At 41.4% G+C, this 23756-nt stretch carries 20 protein-coding genes and 2 pseudogenes; 17 read left to right on the top strand and 5 right to left on the bottom strand.

What is annotated here, in order from left to right:
* Window positions 1-52 precede the first annotated feature (52 nt).
* The 4 genes from uraD to PJ15_RS04165 all read left to right on the top strand — a co-directional run bounded on the left by uraD (window position 53) and on the right by PJ15_RS04165 (window position 3768).
* Window positions 53-553, top strand: a complete 501-nt coding sequence (uraD, locus tag PJ15_RS04180) for a 2-oxo-4-hydroxy-4-carboxy-5-ureidoimidazoline decarboxylase (protein WP_047428282.1) — start codon at window positions 53-55, stop codon at window positions 551-553.
* Complete coding sequence (gene uraH, locus PJ15_RS04175; RefSeq protein ID WP_047428280.1) at window positions 553-888, top strand: hydroxyisourate hydrolase; 336 nt, start codon at window positions 553-555, stop codon at window positions 886-888. The genes uraD and uraH overlap by 1 nt, the downstream gene beginning before the upstream one ends.
* Window positions 889-937: 49 nt before the next feature.
* Window positions 938-2311, top strand: a complete 1374-nt coding sequence (locus PJ15_RS04170) for a nucleobase:cation symporter-2 family protein (protein ID WP_047428279.1) — start codon at window positions 938-940, stop codon at window positions 2309-2311.
* A 173-nt stretch (window positions 2312-2484) separates the two neighbouring features.
* Window positions 2485-3768 (top strand): OprD family outer membrane porin, encoded by a 1284-nt coding sequence (locus PJ15_RS04165; RefSeq protein WP_047428276.1) that lies wholly within the window; start codon window positions 2485-2487, stop codon window positions 3766-3768.
* A gap of 111 nt (window positions 3769-3879) precedes the next feature.
* On the opposite strand, the gene hpxO is transcribed toward PJ15_RS04165, so the two are convergent.
* Window positions 3880-5037 (bottom strand): FAD-dependent urate hydroxylase HpxO, encoded by a 1158-nt coding sequence (gene hpxO, locus PJ15_RS04160; RefSeq protein WP_047428273.1) that lies wholly within the window; start codon window positions 5035-5037, stop codon window positions 3880-3882.
* Window positions 5038-5245: 208 nt separating this feature from the next.
* On the bottom strand, window positions 5246-5956 hold the full coding sequence (locus PJ15_RS04155; RefSeq protein WP_047428271.1) for a FadR/GntR family transcriptional regulator: 711 nt from the start codon (window positions 5954-5956) through the stop codon (window positions 5246-5248).
* Window positions 5957-6118: 162 nt separating this feature from the next.
* Between PJ15_RS04155 and alc the strand changes: the two genes are divergently transcribed.
* The 3 genes from alc (at window position 6119) to PJ15_RS04140 (ending at window position 8641) form a co-directional block, all read left to right on the top strand.
* Window positions 6119-7120 (top strand): allantoicase, encoded by a 1002-nt coding sequence (gene alc, locus PJ15_RS04150; RefSeq protein ID WP_047428268.1) that lies wholly within the window; start codon window positions 6119-6121, stop codon window positions 7118-7120.
* A 68-nt stretch (window positions 7121-7188) separates the two neighbouring features.
* On the top strand, window positions 7189-7725 hold the full coding sequence (locus PJ15_RS04145; RefSeq protein ID WP_047429157.1) for an ureidoglycolate lyase: 537 nt from the start codon (window positions 7189-7191) through the stop codon (window positions 7723-7725).
* A 145-nt stretch (window positions 7726-7870) separates the two neighbouring features.
* A complete protein-coding gene (locus tag PJ15_RS04140) occupies window positions 7871-8641 on the top strand; it encodes a hypothetical protein (protein ID WP_047428267.1) in 771 nt (256 codons plus the stop codon).
* 86 nt (window positions 8642-8727) lie between these two features.
* Here the strand turns inward: PJ15_RS04140 and PJ15_RS04135 are convergent, their stop codons facing one another.
* A complete protein-coding gene (locus tag PJ15_RS04135) occupies window positions 8728-9741 on the bottom strand; it encodes an isopenicillin N synthase family dioxygenase (protein ID WP_047428265.1) in 1014 nt (337 codons plus the stop codon).
* Between the two features lie 761 nt (window positions 9742-10502).
* Between PJ15_RS04135 and PJ15_RS04130 the strand changes: the two genes are divergently transcribed.
* The 4 genes and pseudogenes from PJ15_RS04130 to PJ15_RS18705 all read left to right on the top strand — a co-directional run.
* Complete coding sequence (locus PJ15_RS04130) at window positions 10503-11495, top strand: ABC transporter substrate-binding protein (protein ID WP_047428263.1); 993 nt, start codon at window positions 10503-10505, stop codon at window positions 11493-11495.
* Between the two features lie 66 nt (window positions 11496-11561).
* The gene (locus PJ15_RS04125; protein ID WP_047428261.1) at window positions 11562-12383 is read left to right on the top strand and encodes an ABC transporter ATP-binding protein; all 822 of its coding nucleotides are present in this window, start codon (window positions 11562-11564) and stop codon (window positions 12381-12383) included.
* Window positions 12376-13104, top strand: a pseudogene (locus tag PJ15_RS18710) (ABC transporter permease); the annotation flags it as partial. The gene PJ15_RS04125 and the pseudogene PJ15_RS18710, both read left to right, overlap by 8 nt.
* Window positions 13099-14043, top strand: a pseudogene (locus PJ15_RS18705) (amidohydrolase family protein); the annotation flags it as partial. The pseudogenes PJ15_RS18710 and PJ15_RS18705, both read left to right, overlap by 6 nt.
* A 273-nt stretch (window positions 14044-14316) precedes the next feature.
* Here PJ15_RS18705 and puuE read toward each other — a convergent pair.
* Both puuE and PJ15_RS04110 read right to left on the bottom strand, forming a co-directional pair.
* A complete protein-coding gene (gene puuE, locus PJ15_RS04115) occupies window positions 14317-15267 on the bottom strand; it encodes an allantoinase PuuE (RefSeq protein ID WP_047428258.1) in 951 nt (316 codons plus the stop codon).
* Window positions 15268-15402: 135 nt separating this feature from the next.
* Window positions 15403-16329: a LysR family transcriptional regulator gene (locus PJ15_RS04110; protein WP_047428256.1), complete on the bottom strand. Its 927-nt coding sequence runs from the start codon at window positions 16327-16329 to the stop codon at window positions 15403-15405.
* Window positions 16330-16492: 163 nt separating this feature from the next.
* On the opposite strand from PJ15_RS04110, the gene PJ15_RS04105 reads away from it, so the two are divergent.
* From PJ15_RS04105 to hutH, 6 genes are all read left to right on the top strand, one after another.
* Entirely contained in the window at window positions 16493-17548 is a 1056-nt protein-coding gene (locus tag PJ15_RS04105) for an aromatic ring-hydroxylating oxygenase subunit alpha (RefSeq protein ID WP_047428254.1), read from the top strand.
* 209 nt (window positions 17549-17757) lie between these two features.
* Window positions 17758-18624, top strand: a complete 867-nt coding sequence (locus tag PJ15_RS04100) for a hypothetical protein (protein ID WP_047428252.1) — start codon at window positions 17758-17760, stop codon at window positions 18622-18624.
* 240 nt (window positions 18625-18864) lie between these two features.
* Window positions 18865-19617 carry a histidine utilization repressor gene (hutC, locus tag PJ15_RS04095; RefSeq protein ID WP_005258179.1) on the top strand — a complete coding sequence of 251 codons (753 nt, stop codon included), beginning with the start codon at window positions 18865-18867 and terminating at the stop codon, window positions 19615-19617.
* Window positions 19614-20195 carry a HutD family protein gene (locus PJ15_RS04090; RefSeq protein ID WP_047428243.1) on the top strand — a complete coding sequence of 194 codons (582 nt, stop codon included), beginning with the start codon at window positions 19614-19616 and terminating at the stop codon, window positions 20193-20195. Before hutC ends, PJ15_RS04090 begins: the two co-directional genes overlap by 4 nt.
* Before the next feature lie 238 nt (window positions 20196-20433).
* Window positions 20434-22110, top strand: a complete 1677-nt coding sequence (gene hutU / locus PJ15_RS04085; RefSeq protein ID WP_004772775.1) for a urocanate hydratase — start codon at window positions 20434-20436, stop codon at window positions 22108-22110.
* Window positions 22111-22194: 84 nt separating this feature from the next.
* Window positions 22195-23733, top strand: a complete 1539-nt coding sequence (hutH, locus tag PJ15_RS04080) for a histidine ammonia-lyase (RefSeq protein ID WP_004772773.1) — start codon at window positions 22195-22197, stop codon at window positions 23731-23733.
* The last annotated feature ends 23 nt before the right edge of the window (window positions 23734-23756 follow it).

The raw sequence follows: 23756 nt of genomic DNA, 5'->3' as shown, positions 1-23756 counted from the left end.
ATTTAATACATCTGGTCTGACCAGTCAGACAATGCGTTAAATTGGAGCAGCGATGCAGCTAGAAACATTCAATCAACTGGACTCAGTGGAAGCAGGGCGTGTGTTACAAGCGTGTGTACATATCCCGACTTGGGGTTCTGAACTGGTACAACAACGTCCTTATCTATCTATAGACCAGCTTTATCAAGTTGCCGTTGCACAAGCCCAGACATGGTCATGGTCTGATATTGCAGAAGCTTTGGCACAACATCCGCGCATTGGTGAGAAAAAAGCAGCATCGGTTTTGTCTGAAAAAGAACAGCAATTTTCCCAACGTGAACAAGCTCAAGTTGAAACAGATGCTGTCGTACAACTGGCGCTATATCAGGGCAATTTAGATTATGAGCACAAATTTGGGCATATTTTCCTGATTCGCGCTGCGGGTCGTTCGGGACAACAGATCTTGTCTGAACTACAACGTCGATTACTCAATACGGTTGAACAAGAGCAAGCCGAAGTAAAACAACAGTTGGCTGAAATTGCCTTGATTCGTTTAAAACAGGAGATTCAATAATGGCGGGTATTAGCACACATATTTTAAATGCATCCCTTGGTCAGCCAGCTCGTCAGGTATTGGTGAAATTACGTCAGGAAATCAATCATCAATATATTTTACTGGATGAACAGTTCACAGATGCAGATGGTCGTATTCCTGCATTCAAAATCGACTCATTCATCCAAGCCAATTATCAATTGATTTTTGAAGTGGGGGATTATTTTCAGGCTTTGAACACAGACAGTTTTTATCCAAGCGTCTGTATCGATTTTAAGGTCGTGGATACGCAACAGCATTATCACGTGCCTTTATTGATCAGTCCTTTTTCATATTCAACTTATCGTGGCAGCTAAATCAACGCAAGCAATGTGGACCTTATGAATTTAATTTGAGGAATTAACCATGCATCAAGACAACACCCATCCAGAACGAGATGAACTTATCTCGGCAGAACATCAATATTTAGGCATGAATAAAAACATCTTATATGGTTTACAGCATGTGTTGACTATGTATGGTGGAATCATTGCACCGCCATTGATTATTGGAGCCGCAGCAGGTCTGGAAGCTTCAGAAATTGGATTACTGGTCGCTGCTGCCTTATTTGTAGGTGGTCTGGCGACGGTTATACAAACCATAGGTTTTAAACATTTCGGGGCAAAATTACCGATTGTACAGGGTGTTTCTTTTGCAGGCGTTGCGACCATTCTGGCTATTGTGAGTACGGGTGGAGGATTAGCATCTGCCTTTGGTGCTGTGATCGTCGCCTCTTTAATTGGTTTATTGCTGACGCCATTTTTCGCAAAAATCATTCGCTTCTTTCCACCTGTAGTGACGGGTTGTGTGATTACCATGATTGGTATTTCACTGATGCCTGTTGCGATCCGCTGGATTATGGGCGGTAATCCTAAAGCTGAAAACTGGGGTGATCCAGCCAATGTCGGTTTGGCGGTGATGACGCTGGCGATTGTGATTATTTTTAGTATGTTGCGTAGCCAGATTTTACGTCGGCTCGCAATTTTGGCAGCAATCATTCTAGGGACTGTGCTTGCTTATATTGCTGGATTTACTGATTTTTCAAAGGTTGCTGCAGGTTCTATCTTTGCATTCCCTAGCTTCTTTCATTTCGGTTCTCCTGTATTCGAGTTTTCTGCCATTCTTTCCATGACAATTGTGACCTTAGTGATCATGACGGAAACCACGGCCGATATTATTGCGATTGGTGAAATTGTTGGAACTAAAGTGGATTCGAAACGTATTGGTGATGGTTTACGCGCGGATATGTTATCGAGTGCAATTTCTCCGATCTTTGGTTCATTTATGCAAACGGCTTTTGCTCAAAATGTCGGGTTGGTTGCGATTACAGGGGTGAAAAGCCGTTTTGTGGTGGCGACTGCGGGTGGCATTTTAATTATTCTGGGATTATTGCCGATCGTGGGGCGTCTGGTTGCCTCGATTCCCATGCCTGTTTTGGGCGGTGCTGGCATTGTGTTATTTGGTACAGTTGCCGCAAGTGGTATACGAACCTTAGCCAAAGTTGATTATAACGATCACAAAAATCTGATTATTGTGGCGACTTCACTGGCAATTGGCATGATTCCTATTGTCAATCAGGAGTTCTATGCACAATTCCCAACTTGGGTAAAAACCTTATTGCATTCAGGCATTAGCTCGGCTTGTATCACCGCCATTTTGCTTAACATCATTTTTAACCACTTACCATTGAGTAAAAAGTCTGTTGATGTCGCAACAGTGCCTCTAAATTCAGGGCATTGATCGAGATTGATTTGGAACTGATTTTTTAACCTAACCACACTTTTTATTCGAAAAATTTAAAAGTTGCTTATTCAACACTGAATAGGTCTAGGGGAGTTTTTGTCTTGAAAAAGCCAAAAACAGGATTTTAAAGACCTAAAGCGATTTTTAAATGAAATCTTATGGGGAATTTTATGAGAAATTTTAAATTAAAATCAGCAATGCTCATGTTCGCTATGACCTCAGCCATGCAGGCATGGGCGGCTGATACCAGTCTAAATCATCTGTTGAATCTGCAACAAGATTGTCAGGCGGGTGATGGACTGGTTGCGGCATTTGCCTGTGGAAGTGTTCATGGCGCAGTGAAATCGACCTATTACTCACTCAATAATGCTTATTTTGTGGATAATCTGAATCAGGATACGGCTGTCATCGGCGGCTATATTAAATATGAAACAGCGCCTTTTTATGGCATACAGGCAGGTGTTGGATATGACATACAACGCCGTTTAGATGAGAAAAATAAAAATGACGAAGTACCTGAGCTGCAAGAGGATCGAGATGGTCTGGCAGAAGCTTATTTAAGTTGGAAGAATGATTTAGCCAGAGTGACCATTGGTAATCAGCGTCTCAATTTACCGTTTATGGGGGATTATGCAGACCGTCGTGTTTTGATGTTTTTATATCAGGCAGCCGATGTCCAGATTGGGAACAATGACGATTTCTTGCGTCTGACCAAAGTCAATAAATATAAAAGTTATGGCGAAGATGAGTTTACAAAAAGCTCTCGTCAAAACTCGAATCTGGAAACCGATGGTGTCTGGTCAGTGGGTGTCGGGAAGCGGTTCAACTTAGCCGAAGATCGAAGTCTAAAAACGCAGTTGTGGTATCAAAGTTATGATGGCTATACCCGTTTGATCTATACACAAGCTGATTTGGCAATGCCGAAGATTAAATATGCTCCTGAATTTTCACTGCAATATATTTCAGGTAAAGATCAAGGCAAAGCTTTAGCTGGTGAGGTAAATAGTCAGATTTTTGGTGCACAGGCGGCAGTTAAGCTATTACCTAAGGCGACTTTAAAAGTTGCATATAACTATATTAAACCGGATCGGGAGGGGTATTTGAATGGCGCACTTTTAACGCCTTATGCTGCCAAAACCTCTTCAGGTGAAATTTTTGCTCAGCCATTTTTTACCAGTACTCAGGATTTAGGTGCGGGTAATGCCTTCATGTTGTCTTTGGAAGGGAAAGTGTCTGATCAGGTGATTGCTGGAGCGCGTTATTCATTTATGGATTTAAAGGAAGCAGAGCATGTTGCCAGCCGAAACCAATCTGAATATATGCTGTTTGGGATTTATAATTTTACAGGGGCTTTAAAAGGTTTTAGTGTCAGTAATTTTGCGGGTATCCAGACTTCTCCACGTTATGACAAGAATTTCTTACAGAACCGTTTTGCATTGACTTATAAATTCTAAGGAATCAGCTGTTCAATCAATGCATATTTCAATCGAGATATGCATTTTTTATGTCTTAAAAGTCCGTTGAAAAAAAAGCCCCCTCATTAGGGGGCGACCATTAAAAAAGTTCTAATCCAGTGGGTTCCCAACGATATTGCTTATAATGCCTTGCATGATATGTGAACCTTGTTCCTGATAGAGAGACTGATACCATTCTTGGGTGACTTGAGGGTCTTTCATATGAGTGACATCGCAGCGTTTGCGTGCTCTTAAGACCATTTCCTTGGTACGATCATTACGTTTGTTTTGATAACGTGCCAATGCATCTTCCAGACCAAAGGTATTAATTTGCAGGGCACGAGCAAGATAAATCGCATCTTCCATTGCCTGACAGCCGCCTTGTCCAATATCAGGCGTGGTGCTATGTGCTGCATCGCCTAATAACACGACACGTCCTTTGTAGAAGTCCATAAACGGTTCAATATCGTGGATTTCAACACGGTTGGTTTTATGTGCATCTAAACGGTCAATGAGTTTTTGTACAGGTTCACACCAACCTTTAAAATGGGCCTTTAGCTCTTGTTTGTAATAGGCACGATCATTTGTTAGCCCTGCATCTAATGGCACATCAAAAAAGAAATAGAAACGGTTTTGTGCAACAGGCATCAGCGATACGCGTTTACCTTCACCAATATAGGTTGTCCATTGCATGGCAGGTGCAATGGTTTCATCAATTTCGACCAATCCGTTCCAGTTTACATAACCTGCATAACGACGTTCGACTTGATAGCCGAGTACAAATTGTCGGGTGAGGGAATGTGTACCATCTGCACCAATCAGTAAATCAGCTTTGATTTGAGAATCATCCTGAAAATGAATGGTCACCTCATCTTGATGCGTTTCAATCGCGGTCATTTTCATGCCCAGTTTGATATCTTCCAGACCAAATTGCTGCATTAATAAATGCTGTAGATCGGCTCGGGCAACAGGATAGGCACGTTGCCCAACTTCCTTGTATAAAGGCGACAAGCTGAATTGCGTCATGGTTTGCTGACTGAGACCATCAACATAGGCCAAAGATTCCATTTGACCGCCTAAGGCTTGAATCTGGTCGGTTAAACCTAAATAATTAAGACACTTCACGCCATTTGACCAAAGTGAAATCGCTGCACCTACAGGTAAGATCTCGGCTGCTTGTTCATAGATGGTAACTTGATGCCCAAATTTTTTTAAAGCGATACCCGCAGTTAGACCACCCATACCAGCACCAACAATTGCAATATTCATTGTTCAGATCCTAAATATTTAAAAAAGTTTCTAAACAGTTCTAAGCGAGAAGTGTGCCAATTTTAATAACTGGTTTAACTGGTCATACCAGATGTTTTGCTTTATTAAAATGCATAATTATTGAGCTTGCATTGATGTGGTTCGGGACATGATGCAAAGTGGTGCAGGGTGATGATTTAAGCAATTAATTTGAGTTGTTTGATGATATTCAATTGTCATGTCGAGAGAAATATACGCCTGCTCGTTGTGCCGCACCAATAATATGTGCTTGCATGGCTTTTTCAGCCGCTTCTGCATCTTGTCTAAACAAGGCTTGTAGAATCAGCTCATGTTCCTGAATGGTTTTAAATGCCAGATTAGGCTGAACAAAAGGAAGAATCTGACTCTTTTTAATCCATTCGGTATGCATTTTAAGTGTTTGAATAATAGATTGATTGTGGCTCAATTCAATAATGTGCTGGTGAAAAGCATAATCTGCCTCAGAAGCTGTTGTCCAGTCTTGTTGTTTGATTGCAGCGGCAAGCGATTGGTAATGTTGCTCTAAGGTCGATTTATCATTTTCAGTTAAATATTCACAAGCTAGTAGGGCACAAAAACCTTCCAGTACATAGCGTAATTGATAGAAATCCTTGAGTGAAACGCGGTGTTCACCCTCCCATTGCTCGGCAGCCTGACTATGTTTTGAAATAACGTAAACGCCTTTGCCAGCCTTGATTTCCAATAATCCCAAGGCAGCAAGACGTGTTAAAGCTTCACGCAAGGAAGCCCGACTGATGCCTAACTGAACTGCAAGATCGCGTTGCGAAGGGAGCGTTGAATCGACAGGATAAGTACCTTGCTGAATGCGTTGATGAATCACTTCCACAGCTTGCTCAGTCACCTGAGATGATTTTCCATTGAGCATTGCTTGTGGACTCATAAGCCACGTACCTTATCTTTAAAATGAACAATTTGATTCTACACAAAATTTCTATTTTTGTTGTTGTTCCTGATAAAAAATCGCTATATTTTGATAACAGGTCAGACCAGTTGGACTGGTTTTTGCATAATAGAATAGAAATGAAATGTTCAGGATTGATCGATGACAGTGCATATTGCCAAAACAGTAACTTTACCGAGCCATTTTCAAGCGTTAACCAATCTTGCTGATGCCCGAATTGGTGCAACGATTGTGAGCTGTTCAGATGAGTTCTTTGCACAAGCAGAAAGAATGTTGCAAAGCACGCCAGCTCAATTTGTTGAGGGAAAATATGATGACAATGGTAAATGGATGGACGGATGGGAAACCCGACGCAAGCGTGAAGCTGGTTATGATTGGTGTATTGTCCGTCTAGGTGTGGCAGGGCTGGTATCTGGATTTGATATTGATACTTCTTTCTTTACAGGCAATTATCCAGCTTCTGCCTCGGTAGAAGGGTGTTATGCACCAGACAATCAATTAGACAATATTGAATGGATACCCTTATTAGAAAATTCGGTTTTATCCCCAGATCAGCATCATTTTTTTGATTGTAGCGCGCAGAAAATTACGCATATCCGCATCAATATTTTCCCGGATGGAGGGATTGCCCGTTTAAGGGTATATGGCCGTGTGGTGGTCGAAAATGTAGATACATCTCAGCAGATCGACCTGATTGGTTTAAAAAATGGTGGGCGTATTGTGGCTTTTAGTGATGCACATTTTGGGCATCCAAATAATTTGCTCAATCCTGATCGTGGTTTAAACATGGGTGATGGCTGGGAAACTAAACGCCGTCGTGCACCTGGTTTTGATTGGTGCATTATTGCTTTGGGACAAGCTGGATCAGTTGAAAAAATTGAAGTCGATACCGCATATTTCAAAGGCAATTTCCCCGCATTTTGTTCAATACAAGCGACTTATATTGAAGATGCAACCGATGCACAACTGATTCCACAGAGTATGTTCTGGCCATTTTTATTGGAACAGCAACCTTTAACGATGGACAATATTCATGAATATCTAGCAGAAGTCATTCAGCATCAAAAAGTGAATTATATCCGCGTGAATATGATTCCTGATGGTGGAATTAGCCGGATTCGTTTATGGGGAAAAGTAGTTTAGTAATTTCTCATGAGTAATCGCCTCATTGTGATTCAATGGGGCGATAAGAAATGGCCGAGAATAAATATATGCATGAAAAAAATATTGAGATTCAACCTTTAACTCAGGACAGCTTTGCTCCCTTTGGCGATTTGATTGAAAAGAACGGCAAAGACTTTATCCCAATTAATCAGGGACTCACTGAACGTTATCATGCGCTTTCACTGGCACAAATTTCAGGAGAGCAGGTTGCGGTTGGGATGAGCATTTTTCACAATTTATTTGCAACTCAGATTCCATTCCAAATTGAGATGTTAGAACGGCATCCGTATGGTTCGCAGTCTTTTATTCCTTTACAGCAGCAGAAATTTATTATTGTTGTGGCGTTGCCATTTGACCAAACACGACCTGATGAGCAACGAATTTATGCGTTTATGAGTAACGGACAACAGGGGATTACTTATCATCAAGGTGTATGGCACCATCCTTTAATTACCTTAGAAGCAAACAGTGATTTTTTAGTGGTAGATCGGATTGGTGGCGGCAGTAATTGCGATGTGCATCATTTATCACAATCTTTATGGATCACTGAAGCTTTAGCTCAGTCAGAGATCGTCAATCTCTGACTGTATATTGAAAAATATATTGACTTTAGAATATTGGAAGGAGATTCATTTTAATTTAGAATCCTCAAGCATATTAATATTCGAATCTTTTTATTTTTTAATTAAGATTTTTTGTATATAACCTAAATATTTATTTCTATTTTTTATGTCAACAAAACGCTATGTAGCAAGAGAGTTGCTTGAACAGCATACAAAGCAAAAGAAGCAAGAAAAATTAGAACAAAGGCGTTTGGCGCTTGAACAACAAGCTAAAGAAAAAAGGCAAACGAAAATACATACCATATTTTTGATTATCGTATTCGTTTTACCACTCTTTTTATTTCCAGCATATCCACGCAATCAGTGGCAGTATGAGGTTTATCGCTATATTACAGAGCAGATGCTGATTACGGTGGGAACTAAAGGGCCATTGCCATTTTTTACTATTCTTTCAAGTATTTATTGTACTGTTTTAGCCTTTGTTTTGGGTTGTTACATGTGCCTGTTATTTATTCAGAAAGTAGGCGTGAACAAAGCATTTCAGGAAAAAATTTATCGTAAATTCTTTCAAGCTGAGTTTGAGGCATCGAAGAGACATCCGTGGCTGGAGAAGCCATTGATTAAAAAAACAATTGTTTCAGGGATATTTTTATTCTGCTTTATCATGGGGATGAGCCATTTTCTTTTAGAGAATATCACCTTTCAGGATGGTAGTCGTAGAGGTGCCCTTATCCAGTTAGGTTATAATTATCGGATTGGTGTACTTTTTTGGGAAAGTACATTTAGTGTCTTTACCATATTCCCGTTTTTTTATTTTGGTTTATTATTTATTTATCTTTTTAATTATTTTGTCAGAGGTTTAGGTACGGGAAAAGTCATTATCCCTCAAAAAAGACCCAAGAAAAGAAATCAGAAGAGATCGCAAAAAAGTCCGTAAACACCACCATAGATGATAAAAATAAATAGACTAAAGCTGAAATAACAGACAGAGACGATCTATCTCTGTCTGCAAAGAATAGAGGATTAATATTTACCTTTGAAGTTGGCGCTGATGCGTTGTTTTAAATATTCTTTCGCCGTGATTGCAGGATATTTCTTTTGTGGGCTTTCAATGATCACATCTTCATTGGCTTGGCAGAAGAACGCCAGACTATAACGCGGCCCTTGATATTCATTGGCTTCTGGATTTTTGACGCGGTGGAAATTAGAAGGTAATTGGTCATCACTCCAACGCATCAGCATATCGCCAATATTACAGGTAATCACATGATCAAGGGGGGCGATGCTGGTCCATTGCTGTTGTTCCATATCCTTGCCAGGACAGACTTGCAAACCACCTTGTCCTTGACGTTGGAACAGTAGGGTTAAACAGTCAAAATCGGTATGCGCACCTGCACGCCATAGTCCCAATTGATCTTTCAGTGCAGGATCAATCGCGTAGTAATGTAGCATTCTTAAGGTACTTTGATAGCTGTCTTGCTCAGGATCATGTGCCAGTGCAAAGAAGTTATCGGCAAAACCCAGTTTATACGCAAAGCAGGAGAGGATTTTCATACCGACTTGCCAGCATGCCTGTTCAAATTCCAGCATGGTATTTTTAAAGTTCGGTAATTCCTGCTCACTTGGGTAAAGTCCTTCCATCCGGGGACGAGTGATTTGGTAGGATTCTTTTTGATCTGGCGTACTGGTCGAAGGACGAACTTGTGCTTTACTTTCCCAACCTGCATTGCGATTCAGTGGATAACGCGCTTTGACAGGTTCAGGTAAAGCAAAAAATTGCTGTGTCATGTTGAAAGCTGTTTGAATCTGCTCCAAAGGGATCCCATGATTTGCGACCTGAAAAAAACCGATATCCGTTGCTGCTGCCCAAAGCTGTTCTGCAATCTCATACTTTCGTTGTTCAAAGTTGGATAAATCAATCACCCGAACTTCACGTTCAAAGGTTTCTTGTCCCAAAGCACCCATACGGGCTTCTTTTTGTAGTTCTTCTAAGCTGTAGTCATTTTCAGCGATTGGAGTCATGTTAGCGCTATTCATATTTCAACCTCATCTTTTGGATAAACCGTGACCCAATCAAATGAACTGAAAGAGACGGGGTCACATTCAAAAAAGAGCCGCACTTTCTCCAAAAGATATTTTCTCATGAAGAGTGTGAGCTGATTTCTGAGCAATGACCCACATAGCAGTTGGTGTGACTGTATGCTGAACGCTTCTACTCTGACATAAACACATAAGCATTTTTTATACCAGTTTATAAAGCAGCTCGTGGAGGGCATTCAGCACAAACAATTTATACAATGGGCTTGAGCGTGAAATATCGGGAAACTGATAAAGGTTTGTTGGTTGAACAGTTGTGTCGAGATGAATAAGCAATCTATAAAAGATTGCATTGAAATACTTATTTGGATTTAAATCGTCAGCATAAGTGACTCATTTCTGCGCATTGAGCTGTTTTAAAATAGTGCATTTTTAATACAGTCTTATTTTTATGGCCTACAAAACAAGATAATGAATACGGTTTATTCATCTAAAAATAATCAAAAATAAATTCAAACTAGATTATACCTATGAAAAATAAAATGAAATCAATCTTGGCACAGAGCTTGCTAAATCATTACTGAGTATAAGCGGTCAGTGTGTATCAAACACGCGGGACATTGCTCTACAGCGTTTGCTGTTCCTCTTTCGGGGACAAAGCCAATTGGGTTTGGCTTTGAGAGAAATGTGTAGCTTATACATTGATTGACCCCCTAAAAAGAATAGCAAGATGAATCCATACAGATTTAGGGGTGTTACTTATGAATATTCAGCACTATGTAGGCAAAGGACGACGTACTGTTATCGCGAGCGCGTTATTGGGCTTTGTCACCGTTCTCAGCTCAACCAGTTATGCAGCAGATAAACTTGTGTTACAAACCACATGGTATGCGCAAGCTGAGCAAGGTGGATATTATCAGGCACTGGCACAAGGAATTTATAAAAAATACGGCCTTGATGTCGATATTAAAATCGGTGGGCCACAAGTCAATAACATGACTTTATTATTATCAAAACGTGCTGACATTATTATTAATTATGACCTACAGGTCTTAAAAGGCATTGAAAGCAATTTTCCGATTAAAGCGGTTGCGGCGCCATTTCAGTTTGATCCGCAAGGTGTACTAACCCATAACGATGTAAAGTCTTTGGCCGATCTGAAAGGAAAAACGATCCTGGTCTCGACCAGTGGACAAGCAAGCTGGTGGCCTTGGTTAAAAGGCAAATATAAATTAGATGCAGCACAAGCTCGCCCGTATACCTTCAATATGCAGCCTTTTTTAGCAGGCAAAAATGTCGCACAACAAGCCTATGCGACCTCTGAAGTCTTTCAGGCCAAAAAAGCCGAACCATCAAGTAATTTCTTTTTATTTGCTGATGCTGGCTATCCAGCTTATGGCGGTATTTTAGTGACACGAAATGACGTGATTCAAAACAAACCTGATGTGCTGCGTCGCTTTGTTCAGGCGTCTATGGAGGGATGGAAAAACTATTTAGCTGATCCGCGCTTGGGCAATAGTGTGATTAAAAAAGAAAATCCAAATATGAATGATGAGTTACTCACTTTTGCTGTAGGACAAATGCGGAAATTGAAATTGATTGATGGTGGCGATGCCAAGACCCAAGGCATTGGCGTCATGACGGATGCACGTTGGAAAGCAACGCGAGATTTTATGGTGAGTGCAGGGTTGCTGAACACTAAAACCAATTGGAAAACCGCTTATACCACGCAATTTATTAAACCAGCCAAATAATCTGGAATGTCGATCAGGTTTTTTTAGGGTTAAAAAAATAGGGCACTGGCACAAAGGGGAAACCATATGAATTCTGCTTTACCAATGGATACGCCAATCCATGAATCTTCAAGCTTTGTCACGCCAATGATCATGGCCAGAGGCGTAGAGAAAACTTATCCGAATGGCACCAATGCATTACAGCGTTTAGATTTAAATATTGCACGTGGTGAGATTGTTTCATTACTTGGGCCATCAGGTTGCGGTAAAAGTACCTTACTCAAAATGTTTGCTGATCTGGAGCACCCATCTGCCGGATTGGTGCGCTGGAATGGTAAAGCTGATATTCAATCCCAATGCAAAATGGCTATGGTGTTTCAAGAAGCAACGCTCATGCCGTGGAGCAATATTGAAGACAATGTTCGTTTGCCTCTCGATTTACAACATATTTCAAAATCGATTAGTACCCCGAAAGTGATGGCGGCTTTAGCAGCCGTAGGTTTAGAGACGTTTAGCAAAGCCTACCCACGCGAACTTTCAGGGGGTATGCAAATGCGTGCCTCGTTGGCTCGGGCACTGGTGACGGAACCAGACTTGTTGTTAATGGATGAACCTTTTGGCGCATTGGATGAGTTTACCCGCCATAAACTGGATAGCGATATTCGCCAATTATGGTCTGAACGTGATTTAACCGTGGTTTTTGTCACGCATAGTATTTATGAAGCGGTGTATTTATCTTCGCGTGTGATTGTGATGGGCGCGCGACCTGGGCGGGTGGTCGCCGATCTGGAAATTGAAGGGCCTTATCTGCGTGACGAAGCCTTTAGAAGCTCAGACATCTTTATTCAACAATGTTCGCATCTATCGCAATTATTGGCTGAGGCAAGTGGAGGACATCACCATGATTAAACCTTTGATACAACATCCAACTGTACAACGTATTGCTGCGCCACTTGGGCTTGGTTTGATCTTCCTGTTGTTTTGGCAGTTGAGTTTTCAACAGCTAGAAGTGCCTATTTATGTGGTGCCAAAGCCGAGTGATATCGTTATGGCGATGGTCAATCAGTCCAGTGTGTTATTTGGCAGTTTATGGGTCACGCTAAAAATCACCTTATTGGCTTTTGTGTGTGCGGTGATTATCGGCACATTGGTGGCTTTTGTGTTTGTACAAAGTCGTGTGGTCGAAGCCTGTTTTATGCCTTATGCCATTTTATTTCAGGTCACACCGATTGTTGCGATTGCACCATTGGTCATTATCTGGATTCAAAATACAACTTTGGCATTGGTGGTCTGTGCCATGCTGGTTGCGGTTTTCCCGATACTGACCAATACCACTTTGGGCTTGCGTAGTGTCAATAAAGGCTTGCTCAATCTTTTTCAAATCAATAAAGCCAGTCGCTGGCAAATTCTGATGCGCTTACGTGTACCGAACGCTCTGCCTTATTTCTTTGGTGGCTTACGTATTTCCTGTGGCTTAGCGCTGATCGGTGCTGTGGTGTCCGAATTTGTTGCTGGAGCGGGTGGAACCAGTGCAGGTTTGGCTTATCAAATCTTGCAAGCAGGCTTTCAGTTAGATTTACCTCTGATGTTTGCTGCATTATTCCTGATTACCTGCACAGGTTGCGGTTTGGAAAGTGAGTTGCCACAAGCATTACGTCCTGAAAAGTTTGAAGACTATATGATGGATATTGAGCGTTTGGTGCAGCAATATCATCAATCAGGTTCAGATGCATTTCGAAAAATTGTGATGGCACCGACTTCAACCCTGCATTCGACCACAGCGGCACAATTGCGGGAAAGTGCCAAAATTGCCAGACAATTCGGGATTCGGATGCATAGTCATTTATCCGAAACGGTGGACTATCTGGATGCCGCAAAAGCCAAGTTTGGTATGACCCCCGTCCAGTTTTGTGCTGAACAGGACTGGATTGGAAATGATGTCTGGTTTGCGCATCTGGTGAAATTATTACCTGAAGAAATTCAGTTGTTAGGCCAAACTCAAACAGGAATCGCGCACTGTCCGCAGAGTAATGCACGTTTGGGCAGTGGTATTGCTGATCTTGTTGCTCTGGAACAGGCAGGCATGACCATTTCGATTGGCGTTGATGGAGCAGGTTCTAACGAAGCCGCAGATATGCTGTCTGAAATCCATGCGGCATGGTTATTGCAACGGGCCAGAAAGGGCATGTTGGCGACACCACAGTATGAGGGTGGACAATTTGAAGGTGGGGCAGATGCTGCCAGTATTGAGGATGTGATCCGTTGGGGAACGGCGGGTGGTGCCAAGATATTAGGGTTTGATCAAGTCGGTACAATTGAGGTCGGGCAACAGGCTGATTTGGTGGTGTATCAATTAGACGATCCACGTTATTTTGGTTTACATGACATGGCGATAGGACCTGTGGCGAGTGCTGGACGAGCACATATTAAGGCCATGTTTGTTGCTGGGAAAATGGTGATGGAGAATGATCAGATTCCTGATCTGGATATGATGGAGTTGGCTTGGCAAGCAAAGCAAGCCGTAAAGCTATTACAGCAGCGGAGTATGGACATGGCAAAAATAGCCTAAACAGATGGAGCGATATACAGAAAATATGATACTCGGAAACGTCATTTGCAACCTGCATGGTATCAATAATATATAAAGTTTTATACAGCTAGTTAGTATATGGTAGATACAAGAAGTGGACAGGTTTTGCAAATGACAATGGTTTTGCCTACTTTTCCCGAAAGAAAAGTAGGGCGAACCGCAGGTTTATCTTGAAATTGGATGAGGACTCGGCAAGACCCCGTTAAGATTATTATAATTATTTGTATATCAATAGATTGTTGGTAAGACTGCTTATCCTTGATAAGGATGATGCGTATACCAATGCTCAGCAATTTGTTGACGGGTACAAATCCAGACCCGATCATGATTTTGCACATAGTCTAGAAAACGTTGTAACGCCTTGAAACGGGCAGGTCGTCCTAAAATCCGACAATGCATGCCAATCGAAAGCATCTTCGGACTCGTTGCACCTTCCGCATACAGTACATCAAAAGCGTCTTTTAAATATTCAAAGAAATCTTCACTACGGTTAAAACCAGTCGGTGAAGCAAACTTCATATCGTTGGTATCGAGCGTATAGGGAATAATTAAATGGGGACGTGTGGTGCCCGTTTCATTATTGAGTGTTGTCCAAAAAGGTAAGTCATCGCCGTAATAATCACTGTCATATTGAACATGATCATATTCAGCCAATAATTGGCGGGTATTCGGACTATCGCGTCCTGTGTACCAACCTGTTGGCATTTCTCCAAACAGGTCTTTGAGGATGTACATGGCTTCAGCCATATGTTGTTTCTCGGTTTCAATATCCATATTTTGATAATGAATCCAGCGTAAGCCATGTGAGACCACATCATAATTGTGCTGTTTAATCGTCTCGACGACCAGTGGATTTCGTTGCAGTGCCATCGCCACAGCAAAAATAGTCATGGGCAATTGGCGTTTGGCAAATTCTTGCTGAATCCGCCAGAAACCGACCCGTGAACCATATTCATAGATTGAGTCCATTGAAAGGTGTCGTGCAGGATAACTTTCGGCACCACTGATTTCAGACAAAAACTGTTCTGAACCTTCATCACCATGCAGAATATGTTTTTCTCCACCTTCCTCATAATTCAGCACAAACTGGACAGCGATTTTTGCTTGATTGGGCCATTGGGCGTGTGGAGGGCGATCAGCATAACCGATCATATCCCGCGGATAATTGGCAGTAAAATCAATGTCTGTATTGGACTGAACCATAGCAATGCCTAAATTGTGAAATCATTGAATCTTCACATCAAATTACTCGATAGAATAATCGGGTGTCAAATATTATATTTATTAAAATCAATAGCTTAATTGATTTGTTTTGGTGCAAAAATACAATTTTATTTGCTAAATATGTTTGTACATGCGCAATTTTAGTGCTTCCATTTCTGCAATGATCTGATTCATCATGATTTGCGCAATTCGGGAAAGTTGCCGTTTTGGTGCAACGCATAACGCAACCGTAATCGGATGCAGTCCATTATCGTCAATTTTTCTAAATACACATTCACCATTTTCAATGTATGGCGCGGCATCCAGATAACTCATCAGGCCAATACCTAGGTTTTGTCTGAGTAAGGCAATCATCATACGAATATCATTGCATTCAATCTTATGCTGTGGATGAAAGTCCTGTTTTTTATATAGGGCCGTAACATGATCATGAATAATCAAAGGTTCGGCAGGCAGAATATGATTGAACTCCAGTGTATCCGAGAAATAGATTTTTTCTTTATGGGCTAAATGATGTTGCTTTGGAACCACAAAGCCTAAGGGCATTTCTATAAATGCACTGATCTGTAATTGGTGCTGATGTTTAGGATTAAGAATCAAGCCAAAGTCGAGATCTGCATTCATTACCAGATCAGCCACATTGTCACTGTCCAATACACGAATTTGAAAATTAATCCATGGATATTGTTGGTGAATTGACTGAATAACGGTGCTGACAAAGCTTTCGCTCAATGCAGAAATCATTCCAAACTCAATTGAGCCACGCTGCAAACCCTGAATTTCACCTAAACGTTTTTGCGTGATTTGAAAGCTTTTTTGCCAAGTACGTAAATCGGCATAGAGCAGTTCACCAGCCAAGGTGAGTTTTAATCCATTTGGTCGCCGTTCGAATAAACTCACGCCAAGTTCTTCTTCCGCCAGAATAATTTGCCGATGGACTGCGGATACAGAAATGAAAAGTTGATCGGCTGCTTTTCTCAAGCTTCCTGTTTTGGCTACAGCCATAAAATAATCGGCAAAACGTGAAAATGGCAGGGCCATTACGTGCTCTCAATATAAAAACTGGTGCAAATACAAGAGCAATTTTAATGCCGATACTGTTCTAATTTTTAGAATGATGCATGTAATTCATTCTAATAGACGAAAATAATGATCTATTCCACACTGCAAGCAACAGAGAAAACATTAAAAATGAGCGCAGGATATGAACGCAATTCCATTCATCAATCTTCCAAATAAGCCATGTCACAGCCAATTTAATGATCAGGATTGGCAAATTCTTGCGCAGCATTGGTGTCCAGTCGCACGCATTCAAGACGTAACTCACAAACCACAGCAAGTCACTTTATTGGATATGAATCTTGTGCTGTATCAGACTGAAACAGGACAGATTCATCTGGCTCGGGATATTTGCCCGCACCGAGGTGTGCCGTTGAGTAAAGGTTGGGTGGAAGGTGAAACCATTATCTGTCCTTATCATGGCCTACATTTTAATGAAGAGGGTAAATGTACCAAAATCCCAGCTCAACCTGATTTAACGAAAATCTCAGAGCGTTTTTCTCTGACCAAATTTCCTGTGGTTTTAAAATATGGATTGGTCTGGACCAGTATTCTTGGCAGAGATGAAAGTTTGGCTAATTTTCCTGTGTTGGACACATGGGAACAGGAGGAGCATCAAGCCATTTTACCGCCGTCCGTGGATATTGCTGGCTCAAGTGGTCGTCAATTAGAGGGCTTTATTGATGTCGCACATTTTGCATGGGTACATCATCAGGCCTTTGCAGATCGAGATAATCCAGTCGTACCCAAATATTCGACTGAACGTACCGATTATGGCTTGCATACAAACTACACCAGCAATGTCAGCAATTATCCGCATGGGATGCAGCATCTCGCGCCAGATGATTTTGTGTGGGAGCGGATTTTTGATGTTTATCCACCATTTTCAGCGGTATTGACGATCCATTTTCCAAATGATGGTGTGCTCAAGATTTTAAATGCCTGCTGTCCAATCTCACATAACAAGACCCGTTTGTTTGTACCTTTAACCCGTAATTTCGATACCACGGGAGATTTACAGGCCGTCTATGATTTTAATGCACAAATTTTTGCGGAAGATCAGGAGATGGTGGAGGCACAAAAGCCCGAAGAATTGCCTCTGGATATTGGTATGGAGGCCCATTTTGAAGCAGATCGCTCATCGACCATGTATCGCCGTATCTTGGCAGAATGGGGTTTAAGTAAACGCTATACGGTATAAGTTAAAACTCTTTTAGACTAGATAACTGACCCTGTTTTCAAAGTTGCAAGGTATGATGAAAATCAATCTATATTATTTTAGGACGAGCATCCGAAATAATGTAGATTGATTTGAAAAACATTCAATATGATTTAAAAAAAGGTAACTTAAGTTTATTTTTGGAAAAATCATTTATACTTTCTAGATCACATAGATTTTTATTATAAGTCATGCTTAAAAAACTTACGCTTGCCATTTTAATCACTATTCCTACAATTACTTATGCAAATAATACATCTCTTATTAAAAATGCTAAGCAAAGCATTAGAGATAGTATAAAAGACCCGAGATCAGCACAATTCCAACATATTCGAGTGGTGAAGAATTTAAGAGGGGAAAGGGCTGTCTGTGGCGAGGTAAATGCAAAAAATGCTTTTGGAGGTTATGTCGGTTTTACACCATTTATGTATGTCGATGGGGCATCCTATCTCGCGTCAGGCGATGAAGATTATCAAGAGGATTTTTATTACGTCTATATACTGAGTGGTTGTATGGGTGTCTCAGATGAAAAAGAATTTAGAAATCAGCTTTACTATGAACAAGTTCAACAAGAAGAGCAAATAAGAAAGGAGCAGGAAGAACAAGCACGGAAGGAACAAGAAGAAGAGCTTGAGCGGATTAAACAGATTACTGACCAAAAATTAAAAGAGGTCGAAGAAAAAAATGAACTTGATCGACTGGCAATACTCGAGAAGGACAGAGAGTTTTATAAAAGAAAGAAACTTACAGCGACTGATACAGAGCGGCGTGAATATAACAAGCAAGTAAAAACATTCTGTAATTTTCTATATGACTACTATACAAATAGAATTAAGCATGGTTTCAGCCATGAAGATGCTTTTTTAACGGTTACTGCGGCTTATAACAATATGGGCTTAAACTCAGTTTACGATAGTCTGGATGCCGTTGAAATTATATTACAAGATGGTTTTGAACGCCTTCAACATAATAAGGAGGATTATAATAAGTTTGTCAAAAATCGAGCATTTTTTCAGGGTTGGATGAAAGGAACATGTATCGTTCAGCGCAAGATATAATCAAATTTATTATAAAGAGTTGAATGTATCTTGTATCCCTATAGCTTTTCTAGCGATAAGGATGGGGTGATAAATCAAATTGATCAGCTTATAATCTAATCAAGATAATAATATTGGTATGACAATTTTAGTCTTGGTGCATAAATTAAAAACATATCATTTATTTGTATAGGCTTGTATATACAATTTGCATTGATTCAATATACAATGACTTAGAATATTTAGTATGAGTTTTAGCCAATGTCAAGAGTGACAAAGCAAAATGATTTGGATTTGTCTCTAGAAGAAGATAGTCCAGTTCCTTTGTATTTACGTGTGAAACAAATGATTTCGCAAAAGATTTATGAAGGAACATGGACGGTTAATAAAAAGATTCCTTCTGAAAGTGAATTGGTCAATTTACTCGGTTGCAGTCGTATGACCGTGAACCGTGCCTTACGTGAACTCACCAGCGAGGGTCTGTTGGTGCGTATCCAAGGTGTCGGTTCTTTTGTTGCCGAAGGACAAGGTCGAACGGCTTTATTTCATGTCAATAATATTGCCGAAGAAATTATTGCCCGAAATCATAAACATCACGCCGAAGTGTTGGTACTTGAACAGATTCAGGCCAATGCTGAACAAAGCATGTTGATGCAGATTCGGGAAGGCCAAAAACTGTTTCATTCGATTATTGTGCATTATGAAAATGATGTGCCTGTACAGATTGAAGATCGTTTGGTCGATCCAATGTTGATCCCAGATTACTTGGCACAAGATTTTAAATCCATTACACCCAACGCCTATCTAATGTCAAAAGCACCTGTGACGGAAGGTGAGCATGTAGTGACCGCGATTCTAGCCTCAGCGCAAGAATGTAAATGGCTGAAAATTAACAAGACCGAACCGTGTTTATTGATTCGTCGCAGAACATGGTCGAATAAACAACTGATTTCCAGCGCACGTTTGATTTATCCGGGTAGCCGTTATTATCTAGAAGGTAAATTTACCCAATGATCAAGCAGTTAAGCAGTACTGATTATCGGCAGATGCTGTGGAAAAATGGTGCAGGTTATACGGTTGAACTGGCGCGTAGTGCGGGTGAAAATCTGGATACTTTTGACTGGCGTATTTCCATGGCAGATGTCAAAAGCGCAGGCGATTTTTCCCGATTTAACGGGATGCAGCGTATCTTAACCGTATTGGAAGGTCAGGGCATCGAGCTTTATATTGACGATGAGTATGAATCTCTAACGACATTGCAATCGTTACAGTTTAGCGGTGACAGTGCGACCCGTTGTGAATTGATTGATGGTCCGATTCGGGATTTTAATCTGATTTATGATCCCAAGCAGTTTCATGCACGTTTGCAGTGGTATTTTGAGCCGACAAAGACCGAGATTTTTAGCTCAGCCGATCTGATTTTTATATTTAATCAGAGTACAGAGCTGTTAGATATTGAAATTGATGGGCAGATTTTTCAATTGCAGCATCATGAAAGTCTTCACATTGAGCAGGAAAAATCACTCAAAAAGGTGGTTCTAAATCCACAGCTTTTAAAGCAAACTTGTCTAATTGAACTCATAAAAATCTAGTTTTCTTGTATTTTTGAGAACACATACAGTCTTAGGTTGTATGTGTTTTTTTATTGTCTATAAAAAATAAATCGATTTATTTCATTAGCTTGTGACTTATTTTCATAAAAGATTTGAAAAGCATCTTTTCAATAGAAAAGTTTTGTGTAGTATATGGATGTATATACAAGTTAATACATTGCTATACAGTAAAAGCAGATTAATTTGCAGATTCAAACTCAATGGAAGGAGTCCGATTGTGACAACAACGACAACAAAATTTCGTGATGTAGAAATTCGCGCACCGCGTGGTACACAGCTCAATGCCAAAAGCTGGTTAACAGAAGCACCACTGCGTATGTTGATGAATAACCTAGATCCAGATGTCGCAGAAAACCCAAAAGAACTCGTTGTTTACGGTGGTATCGGTCGTGCTGCACGTAACTGGGAATGTTTCGACAAGATCGTAGAAACGCTCAAGAACTTAGAAACAGATGAAACTTTATTGGTTCAATCGGGTAAGCCAGTAGGCGTATTTAAAACTCATAAAGACGCACCACGTGTTTTGATTGCTAACTCGAATCTTGTACCACATTGGGGAACTTGGGAGCATTTCAATGAATTGGATGCCAAAGGTTTGGCAATGTACGGTCAGATGACGGCTGGTTCTTGGATCTATATCGGTAGCCAAGGCATTGTACAAGGTACTTATGAAACTTTCGTAGAAGCAGGTCGCCAACACTACAACGGCGATTTAACAGGTCGTTGGGTCTTAACGGCTGGCTTAGGTGGTATGGGCGGTGCGCAACCTTTGGCTGCAACACTTGCAGGCGCATGTTCATTGAATATTGAATGCCAGCAAACCAGTATCGATTTCCGTTTACGCACCCGTTATGTCGATGAGCAAGCAACTGATTTGGATGATGCGTTAGCGCGTATTGAAAAATATACCAAAGAAGGCAAGGCAGTTTCGATTGCACTGCATGGTAATGCTGCTGAAATTTTACCTGAGTTGGTTCGTCGTGGTGTACATCCAGATATGGTGACTGACCAAACCAGCGCACATGATCCATTAAATGGTTATTTGCCAATTGGTTGGACATGGGAAGAATACCGTCAACGCGCGAAAACTGAGCCAGAAGTTGTAGTGAAAGCAGCGAAACAATCAATGGCGCAGCATGTTCAAGCGATGCTGGATTTTCAGAAAATGGGTGTGCCAACTTTTGACTATGGCAACAACATCCGTCAAATGGCACAAGATGAAGGCGTAGAAAATGCCTTTGATTTCCCAGGCTTCGTTCCTGCCTATATTCGTCCATTGTTCTGTCGCGGTGTTGGTCCATTCCGTTGGGCTGCACTTTCAGGTGATCCAGAAGATATCTATAAAACAGATGCTAAGGTAAAAGAACTCATTCCAGATGATGAACATTTACATCGCTGGTTAGATATGGCGCGTGAACGTATCAGCTTCCAAGGTTTGCCAGCACGTATTTGCTGGGTCGGCTTAGGTTTGCGTGCAAAACTTGGCTTGGCGTTTAATGAAATGGTCCGTAGTGGTGAACTTTCAGCACCTATCGTGATTGGTCGTGACCATCTGGATTCAGGTTCAGTCTCTAGTCCAAACCGTGAAACCGAATCAATGAAAGATGGTTCAGATGCTGTATCAGACTGGCCATTATTGAATGCCTTGTTAAATACCGCTGGTGGTGCGACTTGGGTGTCATTGCATCACGGTGGGGGTGTCGGTATGGGCTTCTCTCAACATTCAGGCGTGGTGATTGTGTGTGATGGTACCGATGAAGCAGCAGCACGTATCGCACGTGTACTGACCAATGACCCTGCAACAGGGGTAATGCGTCATGCCGATGCGGGTTATGACATCGCAATTGACTGTGCCAAAGAGCAAGGCTTGAACTTGCCAATGATCACGCAATAAACAGACAAGGACATTACGATGCTTTTTGCAATTGTGTAAACAGCATCGTAAGAGAACAATAGAGTGCAAAACAGGACGCCAACAATGGAACTTCTAATTCAACCCGGCAAACTTACCTTAGCAGATCTCCGCCACGCTTATTTAAATCCAATCAAAGTGAAACTCGATGACAGCGCCTCTGCTGGCATCAATGCAAGTGTTGCTTGTGTCGAAAAAATCGTCAATGAAGGCCGTACAGCCTACGGTATCAATACAGGTTTTGGTTTACTTGCTTCAACTAAAATTGCACCAGAAGATCTAGAGCAATTACAGCGTTCATTGGTACTTTCCCACGCTGCTGGCGTAGGTGAGCCGCTTGATGATGCGATGGTACGTCTGATTATGTTGCTCAAAGCAAACAGTTTGGCACGTGGTTTTTCTGGGATTCGCCGTAAGGTGATTGATGCCATTTTGGCATTGATTAATGCGGAAGTTTATCCACATATTCCATTAAAAGGTTCTGTGGGTGCTTCAGGTGATTTGGCACCACTTGCACATATGTCTTTGGTATTACTGGGCGAAAGTAAAGCACGCTATAAAGGTGAATGGTTGCCAGCCGTTGAAGCACTTAAAATTGCAGGTTTAGAACCTATTTCTTTAGCGGCGAAAGAAGGTTTAGCACTGTTAAATGGTACGCAAGTTTCAACCGCTTATGCTTTACGTGGTTTGTTCGAAGCAGAAGATTTATTTGCTGCTGCAACCGTATGTGGCGGTCTAAGCGTTGAAGCAATGCTGGGTTCACGCGCGCCATTCGATGCGCGTATTCATGAAGTGCGTGGTCAACGTGGTCAAATTGATGTTGCTGCTGCCTATCGTGACTTACTGACTGAGTCGAGTGAAATTTCACATTCACATGAAGATTGCAGCAAGGTACAAGATCCGTACTCACTACGTTGCCAACCACAGGTCATGGGTGCTTGCTTGACGCAAATCCGTCAAGCGGCAGAAGTGCTGGAAATTGAATCAAATGCAGTGTCAGATAACCCATTGGTATTTGCAGCAGAAGGCGATGTGATTTCGGGTGGTAACTTCCATGCGGAACCTGTTGCAATGGCAGCGGATAATTTGGCATTGGCAATTGCAGAAATTGGTTCACTGTCTGAACGTCGTATTTCAATGATGATGGACCGTCACATGTCACAGCTGCCACCGTTCTTGGTTGCCAATGGTGGGGTCAATTCAGGCTTCATGATTGCTCAAGTAACAGCCGCTGCGTTAGCAAGTGACAATAAAGCACTTGCACATCCTGCCAGTGTTGATAGTTTACCGACTTCTGCAAATCAGGAAGACCATGTTTCCATGGCGCCGAATGCTGGGAAACGCTTGTGGTATATGGCTGACAACGTTCGCGGCATCCTTGCAGTTGAATGGCTAGGTGCATGTCAGGGCCTTGATTTCCGTGAAGGATTGAAGAGTTCTCCCAAACTTGAGCGTGCGCGTAAAGTGTTGCGTGATCAAGTGCCTTACTACAGTGAAGATCGTTTCTTTGCGCCAGATATCGAGCAAGCAAGTGAATTGCTCGCGAGTGGCTGCCTGAACGAATTACTCATTCCGAAGCTATTACCGAGTTTGTCTGAAGTGTGATCAATAAATCGGTCACATGGAGT

It is taken from the genome of Acinetobacter sp. neg1, from assembly GCF_000788125.1.
GTDB classification, from domain to species: domain Bacteria; phylum Pseudomonadota; class Gammaproteobacteria; order Pseudomonadales; family Moraxellaceae; genus Acinetobacter; species Acinetobacter vivianii.
Note: the sequence above shows the minus strand (reverse complement) of the source record. Positions and strands in the feature narration are given on the sequence as shown.